Origin of the sequence: Streptomyces sp. GbtcB7, assembly GCF_019091445.1 — a bacterium.
Taxonomy (GTDB): domain Bacteria; phylum Actinomycetota; class Actinomycetes; order Streptomycetales; family Streptomycetaceae; genus Streptomyces; species Streptomyces mirabilis.
Genome location: NZ_JAGXJM010000035.1, coordinates 13813 through 28395 on the forward strand (window position 1 = coordinate 13813; position 14583 = coordinate 28395).

Here is a 14583-nt window from a genome sequence, read left to right on the forward strand (position 1 = left end):
CTGTCCAGTACTTCTCTTCCTCACTCAGGCTTGGGCCGCCGGAGGAGGTCGGGGATACAGACGGGTGGCTGGGCTGCGCGGGTGGTGTCGGCGTCGCCGAGGGGGCAGACGACACTGCCGCCGCCCCGGGCCCTGTCGGACGGGCCGTCGGTACAGCGGGGACCGACGGCTCCGGAGTGCCGGACGGCACCGGAGTACGGGACGGCACCGGAGTACCGGTCGCGGCAAGCGCCTGGCCCGTGCCGAGTATGCCCGCGCACAGACCGAGCGCCAGGGCCGGAATCCATCTGGAACTGGAACTCAACGAGGTGTCTTTCCGTCTTGGAGGAAGCCGAACGGCGGGCGATGTCGATCTCACATAATCGCATATATGTTCGGCGTGACGGTTGGTAGCGTAGCGTCACATGCGGCTTGACGTGGCGTCATAAGGCAGACAGGCGAGGCAATGGACCGATTGCGCACCGCGGCAGTGGTGGCACTGCCGCTCCTGCTGCCCCTCCTGGTCGCCGGCCCGGCCTCCGCCGCCGAACCGGCACCGCTGCCGCTCGGCAGCGTCCGGTCCGCGCATCCCGGCGACACGCTGGCCGTCACCGCAGCGAGCGGACAGGCCGTGAACGGCGACACCATTACCTCCCCGGTATTGCTGAAGGCCGGGCGGATGCGCATGACGGCACCCCGGCTGACGGCCGCCGTCACCATCGCCTGCGACGCCCGGCCCGGCACCTACCCCGTCACGCTGACCAGTGCCGGAGACACACGCCCGGCCGAGCACGGGGCCCCGTGGGCACACGTACGCGTTGAACCGGCCGACGAGGCCGCGCGTCGCGCCTGCCGGGACAAGGTCAAGAAGATGCCCCCGCCCGACCGGGAGGAACACTGGGCGGCGAACACCACGTGGCCCCAGTCGGAATGGGATGTCAGGTCCTTCCGCGCCGGCAGCCGCATCACAATCACCGACAACTACGACGAGGGAATGGACGGGGTCATCGCCCTCTCGTCCCCGGCCTTCGCCGACCGGCCCGTCCTGCGCGGCGCACGAGCGGTCCTGACCGCCACCGCCACCCTCAGATGCGACGCTGCGCCCGGCCTCTACCCCGTCTACCAGCACACTCCCGACCAGGGCGAGAACCACCCGAACCAGCCCTGGGCCCGGCTGCGCATCGCCCCTGCCTCCAGAGCAACCACCTGCCCCACGCAGCAGGCGGCGCATCCCTCCGGGACATCCCGCACCGAAGTGGTGGCCTGGGCCGCGGGTGGCGTACTCCTCGCTGCTGCGGGCACGACGCTCCTCCTCAAGCGCTTCCGGTCCCGCCGTGCGGACACCCCGGGGACGCCGCCAGGTTCAAGCGGCTGACGCCACATCAAGTGTCGGCCGGGTTACGCAAGGCGCAGGCGCCCTCGGACTGCGGCTCGCGGTGCTGGTCACGGCCGCGAGCGTGCAGAACTCTGTCATGGGCACCGACCTGTTCTGCGTGGCCAACCTGTGGACCACAGAGGGCGTCACTCGAGATTGATGGGCGATGGGACCGTGTCGGCGGCAGTTGTTCAGCAGGATCCCCGGTCACCAGTAGCGGGTAGCGGAACCGCCACCACCTCACTTGCTCTGCTATCGCGCTCCGACTCATACCGACCGCTCATCGTGGAGCCAGTCTCGATCGGCGATGTCGTGGCCGAACTCCCTAGCCCATGGTGTAGAAGCCCCCTTCGACACGCCGGATTTCACCGATGGCGCGCCCTGGCTTCGGAAGCCCGGCACGGAGCCAGTAAGGAAGGTGAGACATCGGCTGAGAGGACGGCAGGCGCACGGCTGCTGCTTCGGACCACGTGTCACCGACCGCGGTGATCGCCCACGCCTGTCGGCGAAGCGGAGGCTGTAGCGGGGGCCTTCGGGGCAAGACCTGACCCTGCTCAGGCTCCAGGTTCCGCTGACTGCTTGGCGGATGTGCCGACTACGCCATAGGCGCGATCGCCGATGACGAACTCGCCCAGAGGGGTCATGCCGAATCTGTCGACATGGACCTTCCACGACGTCTGGTTGGCCAGTTCTATGAACGCGACCACTACGTCGGCCCGCTCCGAAGCCGCTTGGATCGCCGTGGTGAACAGCCCGCGAGCCACCCCCTTCCCTCGGTAGGCGGCAGCGACCACCACAGGCCCATAGAGCAGCCAGCGTGTTGAACTGAGAGAGTGTCCCTGCCACTGCAACGAGTCCTGCGTACTCAACAGCGCCTGCACCGGCGGCGGCGGACTCGGCATGCTGCCCGGCGCGGCAAGACCGAGCAGGCCGGCCAGGCGCCCCGCATCGTCCGCGACGAGAAGGCTCCCGTCGTCGGCCATCGAGCGCAACCTGCCGACATCGAGGCCACCTTGCACGAAACCCTGGTCAGCGCGCTCCTGTTCCGTGAGGGAGTCGTAGTCATTGGCCGCGAAGAGTTCAGCCATAGCCGGGGCGTCAGCCGCAGTGGCATATCTGTAGTCCATGGCAGCGATGCTGTCATGCACTAGCTGGCCGTCATAGACGGTGCCGGACACGTCTCTCTCTACGACATCCCCGAGTACGTCGACCAGGTGACGGCCCACCTGTCGCCGTTTTTCACGAAGTACCTCTGACCCGGCGGCGACCCGGCGGCGACCCGGCGGCCGAGGCCCCGGACGCCAGTGACGGCGGTATCGTCCATGAGATCCGAGAATCCGAAGGTGCTCCGGAATGCCGGGGCCCACGGATCCGGCTGATGGTGCCGCTCATCTCTGACCGCCGACCTGCACGCCCAGTGTCTGGCGGCCACCCAGGCCGCGCGGACATCGGTATTCAGGGTGGTCGATCACACGGACGGCGAGGGCGGCTTTGATCGCGAAGCCGATTCCTCGGGGATCCCGACGGCCCGGCAGCGGGCCGCATCCATGGTCCACGAGTGCGGCACATACAGCTCCCGGTCGATCGCCGCGTGTCCGCCCGAGGTGGAACAGGCGAGGTAGACGGCGACCTGACTGTTCGCGATGCGCCCAGCAGTGCCGGTGTACTGGCGCTGCACGCCCACCGTGGCGACACCCTTCTTCAGGTCGCCGGTCTCATCGACCACCAACACCGCTTCCGGACCGGGTCTCACCAACAAGATGTCCTATGAGGGGGAAGGCTGAGCGTATGCCACCGACGGTTGAGCGAAAGGTCCCGGGCATTGGCACCGTGTTGTGTTGACGCAGCCAAGCAACTGCAAGGCACCAACGCACGCGCAACGTATGGGTGGCGACGCTGCGGCTCGACGCCGGTAGCCCCTACTATCCGGGGTACACGGGCCCGAGGAGTGATCCACTGTCACTCCTGCAGGTTCAGCTGCCAGGAGACGCCGAAGCGGTCGTTCACCCAGCCGAACTTGGCGCTGAAGCCGTACGAGCCCAGCGGCATCAGCTCCGTGCCCTGTTCGGCGAGGGCGCCATAGAGGCGGTCGAGCTCGGCCTCGGTGTCGCACTCGACGTACAGGGACACAGCCGGGGTGAACCCGAAGGCGTGCTTGACGTAGCTGTCGATGCACATGAACCGCTGTCCGGCGAGCGAGAACGTGGCGCGCTGGACCGTGCCCGCCTCGCCGGGGCCGTCGGCGCCGTAGCGGGAGATGTCAACGACCTCGGCGTCGTCGAACAACGACATATAGAAGGTCAGCGCCTCCTCCGCCCTGCCCTCGAACATGAGGAAAGTGGTGATCTTCTGTGGCATCGAGGCCATGGTGCTGCCCTCCGGTTACAGGCGTCAGTCCTTCGAGGACGAGGCTAGGACCTGCCTCTGACACCGGCCTCACGGACACCGCCAGCCACCATCGTTTCGGTGCTCGACACTTACGCGCATGGCTGAGCTGGAAACGCGCAGCCAATATCCCTCGGAATGCTCAGCTACCAGAACCGGGGATCTCATCTCACCCACCATGACCAACCGCACGGAAGGAAGGCCCCTCATTGGTCATCCGCCCGGAACGGGGCGTCAGCCGCCCCCGCTCTTCCCTCAGAGGTGACTGTCCGGCGCGCGTGCTGCAACCGCGCGCCGCGGGGCTGGACACGCCTGAGGGGCCGGCACATCGTGCCGGCCCCTCAGGTTGTAGTAGCGGGGACAGGATTTGAACCTGCGACCTCTGGGTTATGAGCCCAGCGAGCTACCGAGCTGCTCCACCCCGCGTCGGATTCCTCCACCCTACGCCAATTATCCCGGCCCCGAGTCCATGATCGCCGTGGACCGATCGGCTTACGGTCGGCGAACGCGTATGGGCGCGGCGCACACCGCTCGGTGAGGAGGAAGCAGACGGGCAGGTGGTGGAGCTGGTCCCGTCACAGATGGCGGCGCTGCGGGTGTTCGTCGGCCGCACCGGCCGGCTCGGCTCCGGATGCCGCTCGCTGACGGGGCTGGCCGAGCAGGTCAGGGCGGCGTCGTGCGACCACGGGATCAAGCGGTGGCGGCTGTATCTGACGCAGGAGCAGATGGCGTCGGTGGCGTACGGGTTGTGGCTGCACCGGATGGCGGGCTCCGCCGCGGAGGCCAACCGCTGCGGCCACGAGTACGGCGCGGTGCACAGGCCGGCTCCGACTGTCTACGACTCGACCGCCAGGCGCAGCCCCAGCCCGACCAGGACAGCTCCGGAAATCTGCTCCATCCGGCGCTGAATCGACCGCCGCTGGAGCACACCGCGGACCCGTCCGGCCAGCCAGATCAGCGGAAGGTACCAGAGCAGGTCGATCACGGCCCAGATCACCGAGAAGGCGAGCAAGGTCGGCAGTACGGGAACTCCCTGCGGCACGAACTGCGGCAGGAAGGAAACGGCGAACACGCCCGCCTTGGGATTGGCGAAGTTGGTGACCAACCCCTGCCAGTACGCCCGTCGGTGCGATACCGCCGCCGTTTCCGCCGGTTCCTCACCCGGCCCGCCGGGCCGCCGCGCCCGCCACAACGCGCGCGCTCCCATCCACACCAGTAGCGCGGCGCCGAAGATCCGCATCGCGTCGTAGGCGACCTTCGACGCCAGCAGGAGGGCGGAGAGCCCCAACGCCGCCGCGAGGCCCCACAGCAGCACTCCGCACTCATTGCCCAGGACCGTGGCGATACCGCTTCTGCGGCCATTCATCACCGCACGGCGCAGGATCACGGCCGTGCTCGGCCCCGGGACCATCGCAATCAGAAAAGCCGCACCGGCGAACGCAATCACGGAACTCAACATTGGGTCAGCCTGCCGAGCGATCGGGTGCCTCACAACCCCCTATGGGTTCCGACAAGGGACCTCCGGCCGTCGGCGGCCGGAGCGGTCGCGCCGGGTGGTGCGGGTCAGCGGGCGCGGGGTGTTCGGTGGGGGAGTCGGTTGCGTTCTGGCAGCGGTAGCCCTGGGTGGGCGGCTGTCAGGTGCTGGGGTCCTGATCGCTCTTGCTGCAGTTGCCGGCGGTGGAGACTGCGGTGAGGGCGCGGGCGTCGGCCAGGTCGTTGGCGTAGGCCTCGCGTTCCTTGGCCGTCCAGGCGGAGTGCGGCTGTCCCAGACACCTCACGTTGCTATGCCGTCAAGTCAGCCGCATTTGTGCCGCGTAGCGTGGCCCGTCTATTCGAACGGGCCGGGGGGAACATTGGTCGACGTGGTGCGTGTCATGGAGGCGCTGGCAGAGCAGGGCGTCACGGTGCTGTTCAAGGCGGATGCGGAACGCATGCGTGACGGAGTGCGGCCGTGGACCTTCGTCGCGAACGGTCTCCCGTTCCACGAAGACCTGCTCGTGCGTACGGATGCCGTTTCGGTGGAAGCGTGTCTGAAGGTCTGCCTGCCGCAGCTGCGTGCCCGCGGTCTGGTCATCCCTGAGTAAGGGCGATGCGTCAGCCGTGTTGTATGCGGCGGTTGATTCTCCAGAGCTAGCTGGCGTGGTTGAGCCGGTCGTTCTTCACCCACCGCCGGCCGGCACACGCCGACCGCTCTCATCATCGGGGCCTCGCGTGGCCTCGGCCACGCGATGGCGGCCGAATTCCTCGACAGGGGTTGGAGCGTCATCGGCACGGTCCGCGACACCACTCCCCGAACACCCCTGCACCATCTCGCAGACCGAGCCGACGGGCGCGTCACCTTCGAGCATCTCGACATCAACGAGCCCGACCACCTGGCGCCCTTGCATGAGGGTCTCGCGCAACGTCGGCTCGACCTGCTCTTCGTCGCTCGAAGACCTTGTATCCCCCACCGGGCTCATCGGAGCGATGTCGTCCGGGCAAGGCAGCATCACGAACAACAGGACGGCAGGCCGCGAGGTGTACCGGGGGAAGTAGGGCGGCCTTGAACATGGTCATGCGCAGCTTCGCGACTCGGCAGGCCGAGACGCAGCGTGCCTTTGTCCTCATGGCGCCAGGCTGGATTCGCACCGCTTGTCCAGGCTGGGCATGCCCGGTCTGGCGTATCTGGATTGCTCGGGCCGGACCGTGTCCTGGTAAGCCCTGCCAACCGGCCATTGCGGACGGCGTGACGGCCATCGGGGGCCTTGTCACTCGAAATGCCGGCCGATCACGTGCGCCTCGTTCAGGCGGACGTTGACGCGGCGGCGTGGCCCGACCTCGGCACACCGGATCTGGAGTGGGCATCGCATCGGCTTCCATGCATCACATGTCCGACCCCGACCGTATCCTGCGCCGGCCATGGGGCCTGCGGCGGGGTCCCGTGCGACCCGTGCGGATCATGGCTGTTGCTCTCTGGCGGTAGGCAGTTTCGCCGTGTAGCGTCGCTCTCAGATGTCGTGGTTCGCAGTATCTGCCCGCGCTCCGGCGTGGGCGCTTTGCTGTGCAGTGCAGGACCAGGGCGATCACCTCCGGGTCCGCGTGGTGCGGAACCCGATATCGACTGGAAGGCACCAGCATGGCCAGCGGAACCGTCAAGTGGTTCAACGCAGAAAAGGGCTTCGGCTTCATCTCCCAGGACGGCGGCGGACCGGACGTGTTCGCGCACTACTCCAACATCAACGCCAGCGGTTTCCGTGAGCTCCAGGAAGGCCAGGCGGTCACCTTCGACGTCACCCAGGGCCAGAAGGGCCCGCAGGCGGAGAACATCACGCCCGCCTGACCTCGCGGTCAGGACGTATGTCAGGGTCCCGGAGCACGTGCCCCGGGACCCTGATGTGGCGCTTACGGTTACTTGCCGATCCACGCAGGTCCGCCGGGACGCGGTGAACCCACCCCGCCTGGTTTCCCCGGTCCGGGCCGGTGCACGCTTCGAGCGCGGCGAGCCTGTTGAACGGCCGGAAGGACTCGCGGCATGACCGGCCTCCACATCGCCGAGGAGCCCGCCGAGGAGCCTGCCGAGCACCGGCGCTTCGCCTGCTACCTGCAGGCCCTCGAGGCCGTCGCCGAGGCGGGCGAGGCCGACCTGGTGGTCACCATCCTGCGCGACCAGGACACGACGATGGCGGACAGCGCAGTGTGCCGCCATCTGGATCGCCGGGCTGCCGACTTGCTGACCGGCCCCGCGTTCACGGCCTGGGCCCGGACAATGACCGAGGTGATCGCGGATCGCGATTTCCTCACCCTCCGTCTGCGCGAGTGGACCCTGCTCAGAACCATCGCCCTGGGCAAGCCGTGGGCCGCCGAGGATCTCACCAGCGCATCCGACTGGTTCCAGCGCATGGCGACAACCATGCAGATCGTGACCTCACCCGAGGCCCTCAGGCTGCTGGCCGAACGCGGACGAACCCGCCGCGTACGAAACGCAGCGAGCCGTCAGCCGCCACGCCGGGACCAGCCCAATTGACGTGATCCACAGTTCTTGACGATTCCTCGTGCTGTTGCAGAGCGGCCCTTGGCGAGGCGCTCCGGTCTCGGGTTCGCGCCGCTGCTTGCTGTCGTCAGTGTGACCGGGCGCCGTAGGGGGCCCGTACGGCCGACTATGGCGCTCACCGTCCCCGATGGGGCGGGGCGAGACCATGCTCGGACGGCCTTGCGGCGGCGGATGATGCCCGGTTGCGTCAGGGGGCAGTGGGAGTAGGGGGAGTGGTGGGAGCAGTGGGGGCCGTGAAGGTGGTGACGAGCGCCCGGGCGCGGTTCCGGAAGGCTTCGTCCTGGCGAATGATGCGGTCTTCCACTCCCGAGCGGATGATCCGCGCGTCGCCGTCGGCGAGGGCGGACAGCCGGCGCAGGTGATCGGCGGTCAAGGCGGCGACACCGAGGGCCTCCAGGGCGTCGCAGGCACCTGTCGGGTCGGCTTCCTGTTCGGCGGACCGCAGGACGGCCGAGGCGAGCGCCGTGCGGTCCAGCGAGGCGGGTTCCGCCACGGCCGTGAGGGCCAGTACCGCGGCCGGCACCTGCACGGGATTGTCGAGCAGGGTCTTCAGGCGGGAGGTGAGCGGCCGCCCCGCCGGGCCGAGGAGTGCCGTCGTACGAGCGGCCCGCACCGCCGACCACTGGGACCAGGAGCTCTGTTCGGCCCGGGCGAAGACCGAGTCCAGAGCAGCGACCACCGCGGCGGCGTCCTCCGTGACACGCCACAGAGCCTCTGCGAGCGCCGTGTCCGCGTCCAGCGCGGGTGTGACGGTTTCGCCCTCCGGGCCGCTGAGCGCCTCGCGCAGGGCAGGCGCCAGGGCTGCCGCCCGGGGACCGAGCGCGCCGGCCGTCCCCACGGCCTCCCTGAGCCGGCGGCCACCGCTGCGAAGCTCCCGGTCGAGGCACTGCACCAGGGGCTCGTGCTCGCCGACGAGGTCGTACAAGGCCTTCGCCGCCGCGAGCGAGCCCTCCCCGGCCACCGCCCGCAACACCGTGACCGCCTCGGCGCGTTCGCCAGGCGCGCTGTCAACGGCGATGGCGGCGATGGCCGGGGCGACCTGGCCAGGGAAGTGCACGAGTGCCTCGTACAACTCGGGCAGCGCCGACGCGGCCCGGGCGCCCCACCCGCCCAGGAGGCTCGTCAGCAGCCCCGGTTCGTTGCCGCTCAAGGCCTCGGGCCGGACGAGGCGGCGCCGGATCGCGCCGAGGAGTTCGCTGTTGTACGGGAAGGCGGAGTCCGCCGGACGCAGGAACCCGGCAGCGGCGTCGAGCGCCCGCGGCCGTCGTCCGAGCCCGCCCGCCAGGAACGGCGAGGCCTGGACGGGCGCGACAAGGACGAGCGCCGCCAGCGCACGGTCCGCGTGGTCATCTGCCTGCTCTGGGTTCCGGCAGGCGAGCGGAGCCAGGACGTCCGCCGCCGCTGAGGCGGCGGTGCCCAGACGGCCCAGCAGCGACGCCATCGCGACCACGGCCTCCTCGTCGACGGCCGCCGCGCGCAGGCCGGCCAGCAAACGCCGTGGCGCGCTGCGGGAGAGCATGCAGGCGATGTCGGCCGTCCACACGGCCTCGGCCCGTACCTCGGCCCGGCCGTCGCGCAGGGCCGCGTCGATCAGCGCGAACGCCGCCTCTCGGTCCGCGAGGCAGTCCCTGTTCAGCAGGGCCTCCACGACGGCCGTGAACGGCTCGTTGCGTTCGAGGTCGAGGCAGTCGCCGCCGAGTGGTCCGGCCGGCAGAAGGGAGAGCATCGTCGTGTGATGCGCCTCGGTCCAGGGCAGGCCCGCATCGAGGCAGGCGAAGAGGGCGGCCATGCGTATCCCGGCCGACTGGGACGGGTCCAGGACGGTGGCGGCCGCCACCGCGCCGGCCGGCGGGTCGAGCCGGGAGATCCCGGAAAGGATCTCCGCGCGCACCAGCGGCTCGGCCTCCTCCTCCCAGCGCCTGCGGAGGGCGGGGAGCACGAGCGCGGTCGCACGGGTGTGGGACACCGCCCACACGGCGGTCCGGCGGACCTCCGGCTCCGCGGCGTCCAGCAGGGGCAGGAGCAGCGGAAGCTGTCCGGCAACGGCCGCCCGGACCGTGCCCGGTGCCACGCCGTGCTCGTCCTCGCTCTCGGCCATGCCTCCGAGCAGCATCAGCACGTCAGCCACCTGGCGGCCGGCCACCGCGATCCTGGCCAGGAACGGCGCCACTTCCGCACTGGCGGCATAGACCGTCCCCTGATGCAGCACGCTTCCGTACAACTCCGACACCGCTTCGCCCGCCGCCCCCGCGTCGCTGTCGGCCAGGGCCCGCAGCAGATCGGGGAGGTTCTCCGCGCTGCCGTAGGCGTGGCTGAAGGAGGACCAGGGGTGGGAGTCCAGGCCGTCGAGCGGGTGTACGAGTTCCATGCGGAGCATCGTGCCAGGCACGTCCGACATCAGAGTCAGTTGGCCACCTCGTCGCCCGATGGGCCAGTTCAGCGCTCACGCCGCCTCAGGGTGTCGCACACGCCGACGAGGCTGACGCGCCGGGCGCGCAGGTGGGTGGCGAGGGAATCAGTCAGTGACGGACAGCCGGTGCCACCAGTGAGCGCACCCGTCGGAGCAGAAGCGCTCGCGGCGCCGTCCGTCGGCGATCGCGAGTACGGCGATCAGCAGCCGGAACGCCTTGCGGCGTTCGTCGAGAGGGGTGAGGCAGGCGATCTTGCCCAGTTGCTGGTCGATCCGGCCGCGTGCGATCAGTACTGCGGGCGTGTGCGTCGGGCGCAGCCCGGCACGGCGGATGCCTTCCGGTCCGTCTTCGGCGGCGGCGCGAGCCTGGACGCAATGGTGGGACAAGAATCGCAGCGTCTCGGACTGCTCCTCCGGGCTGAGTGCGTCAAACCACCCGATGCCCTGTGACATCGGGCGCAGCCCCTGGGCGAGTTCGTTGAGCATGACGTCGCGCTCGGTCATGACTGCCTCCTGTGGGACAGGCGGCGCTGCGCCGCAGATCGGGGTGAGTGGAACCAGACGACAAGCCGGACGTTGTCCGCTCAGTGGAGTTTGCTGAGTGTGCGCATCACGCTCAAGAGAGGTCCCCAGCGGGGCTCCAGACAGGTCCCCAGCGGGTACCGTCTCCGGCGACCATGTCTCGGCCTCGCGTACCGGAGCTGTCTGCTTCCTGCCAGTCGGTGGAGGCGGGTTCGGCCCAGGTGATCTGCGTTGTTCCATGTACGTCGGCGGAGCCGTCGTAGGCGGCGTACTCGGTTCTCAGCGCCTCGGACGCGTCCCTTACGGAGGCCTCGTCGTCGAGACATCACCTCGTCCATGACCTGTTTTCCCGGCTGGTCCGGCAGAAGCGGAAACGCCGTTCCTGCGGCGACGGTGCCTGCCGCTCAGCAGTCCGTCCAAACGGCGTTGTCAGTGGTCGCCACTATGTTCAGTCGTGTCCCGCCGAAGTGGCGTGGAAGTCCCCTCTGATGCATAGGAGATGGTGCGTTGTCGGATTGGGAGAGGTCGAGTACGGCACGGGTGACAGTGCCCGCGCGGCCGCGGAAGCTCGCCAAAGTGCCCTTCGTCGAGCTGGCCGACGGACGCCTCCAGGGTGTGGTGTCCAGCGGCTCGGACATCGAGCGGGTCTACGTCTCGTCGGTCGCGGCCGGCACCTACGCGTTCGCCTGCAGCACCAACAACAACCGCCCCTGCGGCGGCGCGCGCGGCATGTTCTGCAATCACATCCGGGCCCTGATCAACGAGGCGGTGCTTCAGTACGGCGCCGAGCGCGTCGCCCGCTATCTGAGGGTCGAGCTCGCGGACGGCGAGCCGAGCGGACAGACCATCGCCCACGTCATGGACAACACACGACCGGCTCAGGGAGACACCAAGGCCGCCGCGCCCGTCTTCAGCCGGTTCCTGCGCCACCTGGCCTATCTCGAACTCGCCCCGACCACCGCGCCGTTGCCGGAGATGCAGTGGTTCCCGCCGACCAGGGCGGTGGCGTGATGCGCGCGGACCTGCTCTCCGACCCCATCGCCGGGCTCGACGAAGCGCTAGCGGCCGTCGACGCCTTCGACCAGGCTCTCGTCGCGGGCCTGCTCCGTCCGCAACCCGCCCAGGCCGCCGGTCTGACCGAGCTCGCGCACGCCGTCGCGGGGACACCACTGGCCGCCCGGGTCTCCGAGGCGGCGGCGAAGGCGGCGGCCGGAGCGGCGGGCGAAGACCACTTCGTCGCCCTCGCCGCCGCCCGCACCGCACTGCTCGGCTCCGTCCACGACGCACTGATGACCCGCGTCACCGAGGCGACCGGTCGCCCCCGCGGCGAGGAGAGCGTCCCGGCAACCGGTGGGCGCCAGGCGGCGAACCTGCTCGCCGCCGCCCGCGCCTGGCTCTGCGATCTCGCACGTGCCGGATGGCAGGGCATCGACCACGAGGTGGTCTCCGGGGCGGCGCAGGTCGTCTCCGCAATGCTTCCGGACTCGTCCCTGCGCCGACCGGCGACCCTCCTCGACGGCTTCGCCGCCGAACTCGCCGCGTCCTGCCCGGGCTCCGCCCTGGAGAGGATCCCGGCGCGCCGCTGGGGCGACCTCTGGTCACGCGGGATGCTGCTGACGCTGCCCGGTGCCGCCGACGCGCCCGCGCCGGGAACCGCCACCGGTCGCCTGCTGCCCCTGGGAGTCGACCTGCAGGAACACGCGACCGCGGCACAGGCCCAGGTCCACGCGGTGTTCGAACCCGCCGACGGCTCCGCGCCCGGCCTGGTGCGCGCCACCGTGTCGGTGCCGAAGCCCGACACGGTCGTCGGAGCCGGCCTCTGGCAGCTGCTGCGGCCGCACATGTCGCTCCTGGCGGCCGTCGGCGAAGGCCGCTCGATGGAGCTCACCGACATGCCGGTCACCGCCGAGGGCGACCTGATCTGGAGCGACGAGCACGCCCGCCCGAGCGAGCCCGCCGACGCCTTCACCACCGCCCGCGTCGCCCTGCCCACCGCCACCGACCCGGCGACCGCACCGCTGGACCGGCACCCGACGCGCATCGCCGTCCCCGTGTTCCTGGAGGGCTACGCCGCCCGGAAGGACGACGAGACAATGACGTTCACGGTCGCCGGACACCCTCTCGCCGTCGACACCGACCGCGTTCCCACCGCCGGCCCGCTCACCCCCGAGGCCGTCGCGACATCGAACGCCTGCATAGGGCTGCTCCGCTGGGACGCCGGCACGTATCGCGTCCAGCCTTTGGCCGTCGAGACGACCGTGCGGAAGAAGCCCGTCGCGCTCCACGCCGGTGCATGGGCCGGGGGCACGACCGACAAGGTCGGCGTCAAGGCCGAGAAGGCCGCCACCGACGCCGTGGCCGTGCTGCGGGAGCGCGCCGGAAGGCTGCTGCGGAAATGACCGACGCGACGACCTCACCCCACCCCGAAGCGGACCCTCACGACCCTCACGACCCTCACGACAACCGCCGTCAGGTTCTGTACTGGCGGCTCCTCGCGCGGCTCTTCGACCACGAGGAGCAGGCGACGCTGGAGTCGGCGAGCCTCGCCGTCGTCGAGGACATCGGCCTGCCGTCCGCGCTGCTGGACCCGGGCGCCTCCGTCGACTCGATCGTGCAGCGCCATCCGGACCTGGCCGAGGAGTTCGACGGTCTGATGGTGCCCGAGGCCGACGACGGCGAGGCCCGGGACCGGGCCGCCGAAGTGCGGCGCGCGGCACTGGTGTCGAAGGTGCTGCTCAACGTCTTCGCCGCCGGCACCGGCACGGTCACCGCCGGACAGCTGGCGCGCTGGCAGTCCGACGCGGGCTGGCTGGAGCGCGCACTCGGCTGCAAGCCGGGCGAACTGCGCGGTGGCCGCGCCGGCGCGGGGGCCGGGGCAGGCACCGCGGGCCCCGGGGTCAGCCCGACCGGCACCGGCGGCCCGGGCACGACCCCCGACCTCAGCCGGCTGATTCCGGCGATCGGCCCGGAACTCGGCGCGATCGAGGCCGATCTCGTCAAGCGGATGCGCCTGCGCGAGGTGCTGGCCGATCCCAAACTCGCCGCGCAGCTGACCCCGAGCATGTCGCTGATCGAGCAGCTGCTGCGGGACAAGAACAACCTCTCGGGTGTAGCCCTTGCCAACGCCAAGGCCCTGATCCGCCGATTCGTCGACGAGGTCGCCCAAGTGCTGCGCACCCAGGTGGAGAAGACCAGCGTGGGCGCGCTGGACCGCTCGGTCCCGCCCAAGCGGGTGTTCCGCAACCTCGACCTCGACCGCACGATCTGGAAGAACCTCACCAACTGGAGCCCGGAGGAGGAGCGGCTGTACGTCGACCGCCTCTACTACCGGCACACCGCACGCAAGACGACGCCCCAGCGGCTGATCGTCGTCGTGGACCAGTCGGGCTCGATGGTCGACTCGATGGTGAACTGCACCATCCTGGCATCCATATTCGCCGGGCTGCCCAAGGTGGACGTCCACCTGATCGCGTACGACACCCAGGCGCTCGACCTCACCGCATGGGTGCACGACCCCTTCGAGACCCTGCTGCGCACCAACCTCGGGGGCGGCACCGACGGCACGGTCGCCATGGCCCTGGCTCAGCCGAAGATCGCCGAGCCCCGCAACACCGTCGTGGTGTGGATCTCCGACTTCTACGAATGGCAGTCCGAGCCGCTGTTCGACAGCATGGCCGCCATCCACCGCTCGGGAGCCAAGTTCATCCCGGTCGGCTCGGTGACCAGCTCCGGCCGCGGCAGCGTGAACCCATGGTTCCGGGAGCGCTTCAAGGACCTCGGTACGCCGGTGCTCTCCGGCCACATCCGCAAGCTCGTCCACGAGCTCAAGACGTTCCTCGCCTAGGCGTCCCGCCCGCTCACACACTCCTCGCACATCTTTTC

13 protein-coding genes, 1 tRNA gene and 4 pseudogenes are annotated in these 14583 nt (G+C 69.8%); 10 read left to right on the top strand and 8 right to left on the bottom strand.

Annotation, left to right across the window (positions count from 1 at the left end):
• Positions 1-445: 445 nt before the first annotated feature.
• Complete coding sequence (locus tag KVT44_RS41800) at positions 446-1354, top strand: hypothetical protein (RefSeq protein ID WP_217573106.1); 909 nt, start codon at positions 446-448, stop codon at positions 1352-1354.
• 554 nt (positions 1355-1908) lie between these two features.
• Here the strand turns inward: KVT44_RS41800 and KVT44_RS41805 are convergent.
• The 4 genes and pseudogenes from KVT44_RS41805 to KVT44_RS41820 form a co-directional block, all read right to left on the bottom strand.
• Positions 1909-2481: a GNAT family N-acetyltransferase gene (locus KVT44_RS41805; protein WP_217573231.1), complete on the bottom strand. Its 573-nt coding sequence runs from the start codon at positions 2479-2481 to the stop codon at positions 1909-1911.
• A 380-nt stretch (positions 2482-2861) separates the two neighbouring features.
• Positions 2862-3092: pseudogene (locus tag KVT44_RS41810) on the bottom strand (transposase); the annotation flags it as partial.
• Between the two features lie 221 nt (positions 3093-3313).
• Positions 3314-3712 carry a VOC family protein gene (locus KVT44_RS41815; RefSeq protein WP_254650638.1) on the bottom strand — a complete coding sequence of 133 codons (399 nt, stop codon included), beginning with the start codon at positions 3710-3712 and terminating at the stop codon, positions 3314-3316.
• Between the two features lie 379 nt (positions 3713-4091).
• Positions 4092-4165: transfer RNA gene (locus KVT44_RS41820), tRNA-Met, on the bottom strand.
• Positions 4166-4296: 131 nt separating this feature from the next.
• Here KVT44_RS41820 and KVT44_RS41825 point away from each other — a divergent pair.
• Positions 4297-4647: a DUF6417 family protein gene (locus KVT44_RS41825; protein WP_217573110.1), complete on the top strand. Its 351-nt coding sequence runs from the start codon at positions 4297-4299 to the stop codon at positions 4645-4647.
• Here KVT44_RS41825 and KVT44_RS41830 read toward each other — a convergent pair.
• Together KVT44_RS41830 and KVT44_RS41835 are read right to left on the bottom strand one after the other, a co-directional pair.
• Entirely contained in the window at positions 4575-5198 is a 624-nt protein-coding gene (locus tag KVT44_RS41830) for a LysE family translocator (protein WP_217573112.1), read from the bottom strand. The two genes, KVT44_RS41825 and KVT44_RS41830, sit on opposite strands and share 73 nt — an antisense overlap.
• A 178-nt stretch (positions 5199-5376) precedes the next feature.
• Positions 5377-5493, bottom strand: a pseudogene (locus KVT44_RS41835) (HNH endonuclease); the annotation flags it as partial.
• Positions 5494-5601: 108 nt separating this feature from the next.
• On the opposite strand from KVT44_RS41835, the gene KVT44_RS41840 reads away from it, so the two are divergent.
• The 5 genes and pseudogenes from KVT44_RS41840 (at position 5602) to KVT44_RS41855 (ending at position 7742) form a co-directional block, all read left to right on the top strand.
• Positions 5602-5823: a hypothetical protein gene (locus KVT44_RS41840; protein ID WP_308314258.1), complete on the top strand. Its 222-nt coding sequence runs from the start codon at positions 5602-5604 to the stop codon at positions 5821-5823.
• A 144-nt stretch (positions 5824-5967) separates the two neighbouring features.
• Positions 5968-6436: pseudogene (locus KVT44_RS41845) on the top strand (3-oxoacyl-ACP reductase).
• Positions 6437-6501: 65 nt separating this feature from the next.
• Positions 6502-6635 (top strand): annotated as a pseudogene (locus tag KVT44_RS58870) (SAM-dependent methyltransferase); the annotation flags it as partial.
• A 219-nt stretch (positions 6636-6854) separates the two neighbouring features.
• Positions 6855-7058: a cold-shock protein gene (locus KVT44_RS41850; protein ID WP_060899524.1), complete on the top strand. Its 204-nt coding sequence runs from the start codon at positions 6855-6857 to the stop codon at positions 7056-7058.
• A gap of 192 nt (positions 7059-7250) precedes the next feature.
• Positions 7251-7742, top strand: a complete 492-nt coding sequence (locus KVT44_RS41855; RefSeq protein WP_217573116.1) for a hypothetical protein — start codon at positions 7251-7253, stop codon at positions 7740-7742.
• A 214-nt stretch (positions 7743-7956) separates the two neighbouring features.
• On the opposite strand, the gene KVT44_RS41860 is transcribed toward KVT44_RS41855, so the two are convergent.
• Both KVT44_RS41860 and KVT44_RS41865 read right to left on the bottom strand, forming a co-directional pair.
• The gene (locus tag KVT44_RS41860) at positions 7957-10137 is read right to left on the bottom strand and encodes a hypothetical protein (protein WP_217573118.1); all 2181 of its coding nucleotides are present in this window, start codon (positions 10135-10137) and stop codon (positions 7957-7959) included.
• Between the two features lie 147 nt (positions 10138-10284).
• Complete coding sequence (locus tag KVT44_RS41865; RefSeq protein ID WP_217573120.1) at positions 10285-10683, bottom strand: DUF5958 family protein; 399 nt, start codon at positions 10681-10683, stop codon at positions 10285-10287.
• Between the two features lie 525 nt (positions 10684-11208).
• Here KVT44_RS41865 and KVT44_RS41870 point away from each other — a divergent pair.
• The 3 genes from KVT44_RS41870 to KVT44_RS41880 are packed head-to-tail and all read left to right on the top strand — an operon-like array spanning position 11209 to position 14545.
• Positions 11209-11712: a hypothetical protein gene (locus tag KVT44_RS41870; RefSeq protein ID WP_217573122.1), complete on the top strand. Its 504-nt coding sequence runs from the start codon at positions 11209-11211 to the stop codon at positions 11710-11712.
• Positions 11682-13100 (top strand): hypothetical protein, encoded by a 1419-nt coding sequence (locus tag KVT44_RS41875; protein ID WP_217573124.1) that lies wholly within the window; start codon positions 11682-11684, stop codon positions 13098-13100. The genes KVT44_RS41870 and KVT44_RS41875 overlap by 31 nt, the downstream gene beginning before the upstream one ends.
• On the top strand, positions 13097-14545 hold the full coding sequence (locus KVT44_RS41880; protein ID WP_217573126.1) for a VWA domain-containing protein: 1449 nt from the start codon (positions 13097-13099) through the stop codon (positions 14543-14545). The genes KVT44_RS41875 and KVT44_RS41880 overlap by 4 nt, the downstream gene beginning before the upstream one ends.
• The last annotated feature ends 38 nt before the right edge of the window (positions 14546-14583 follow it).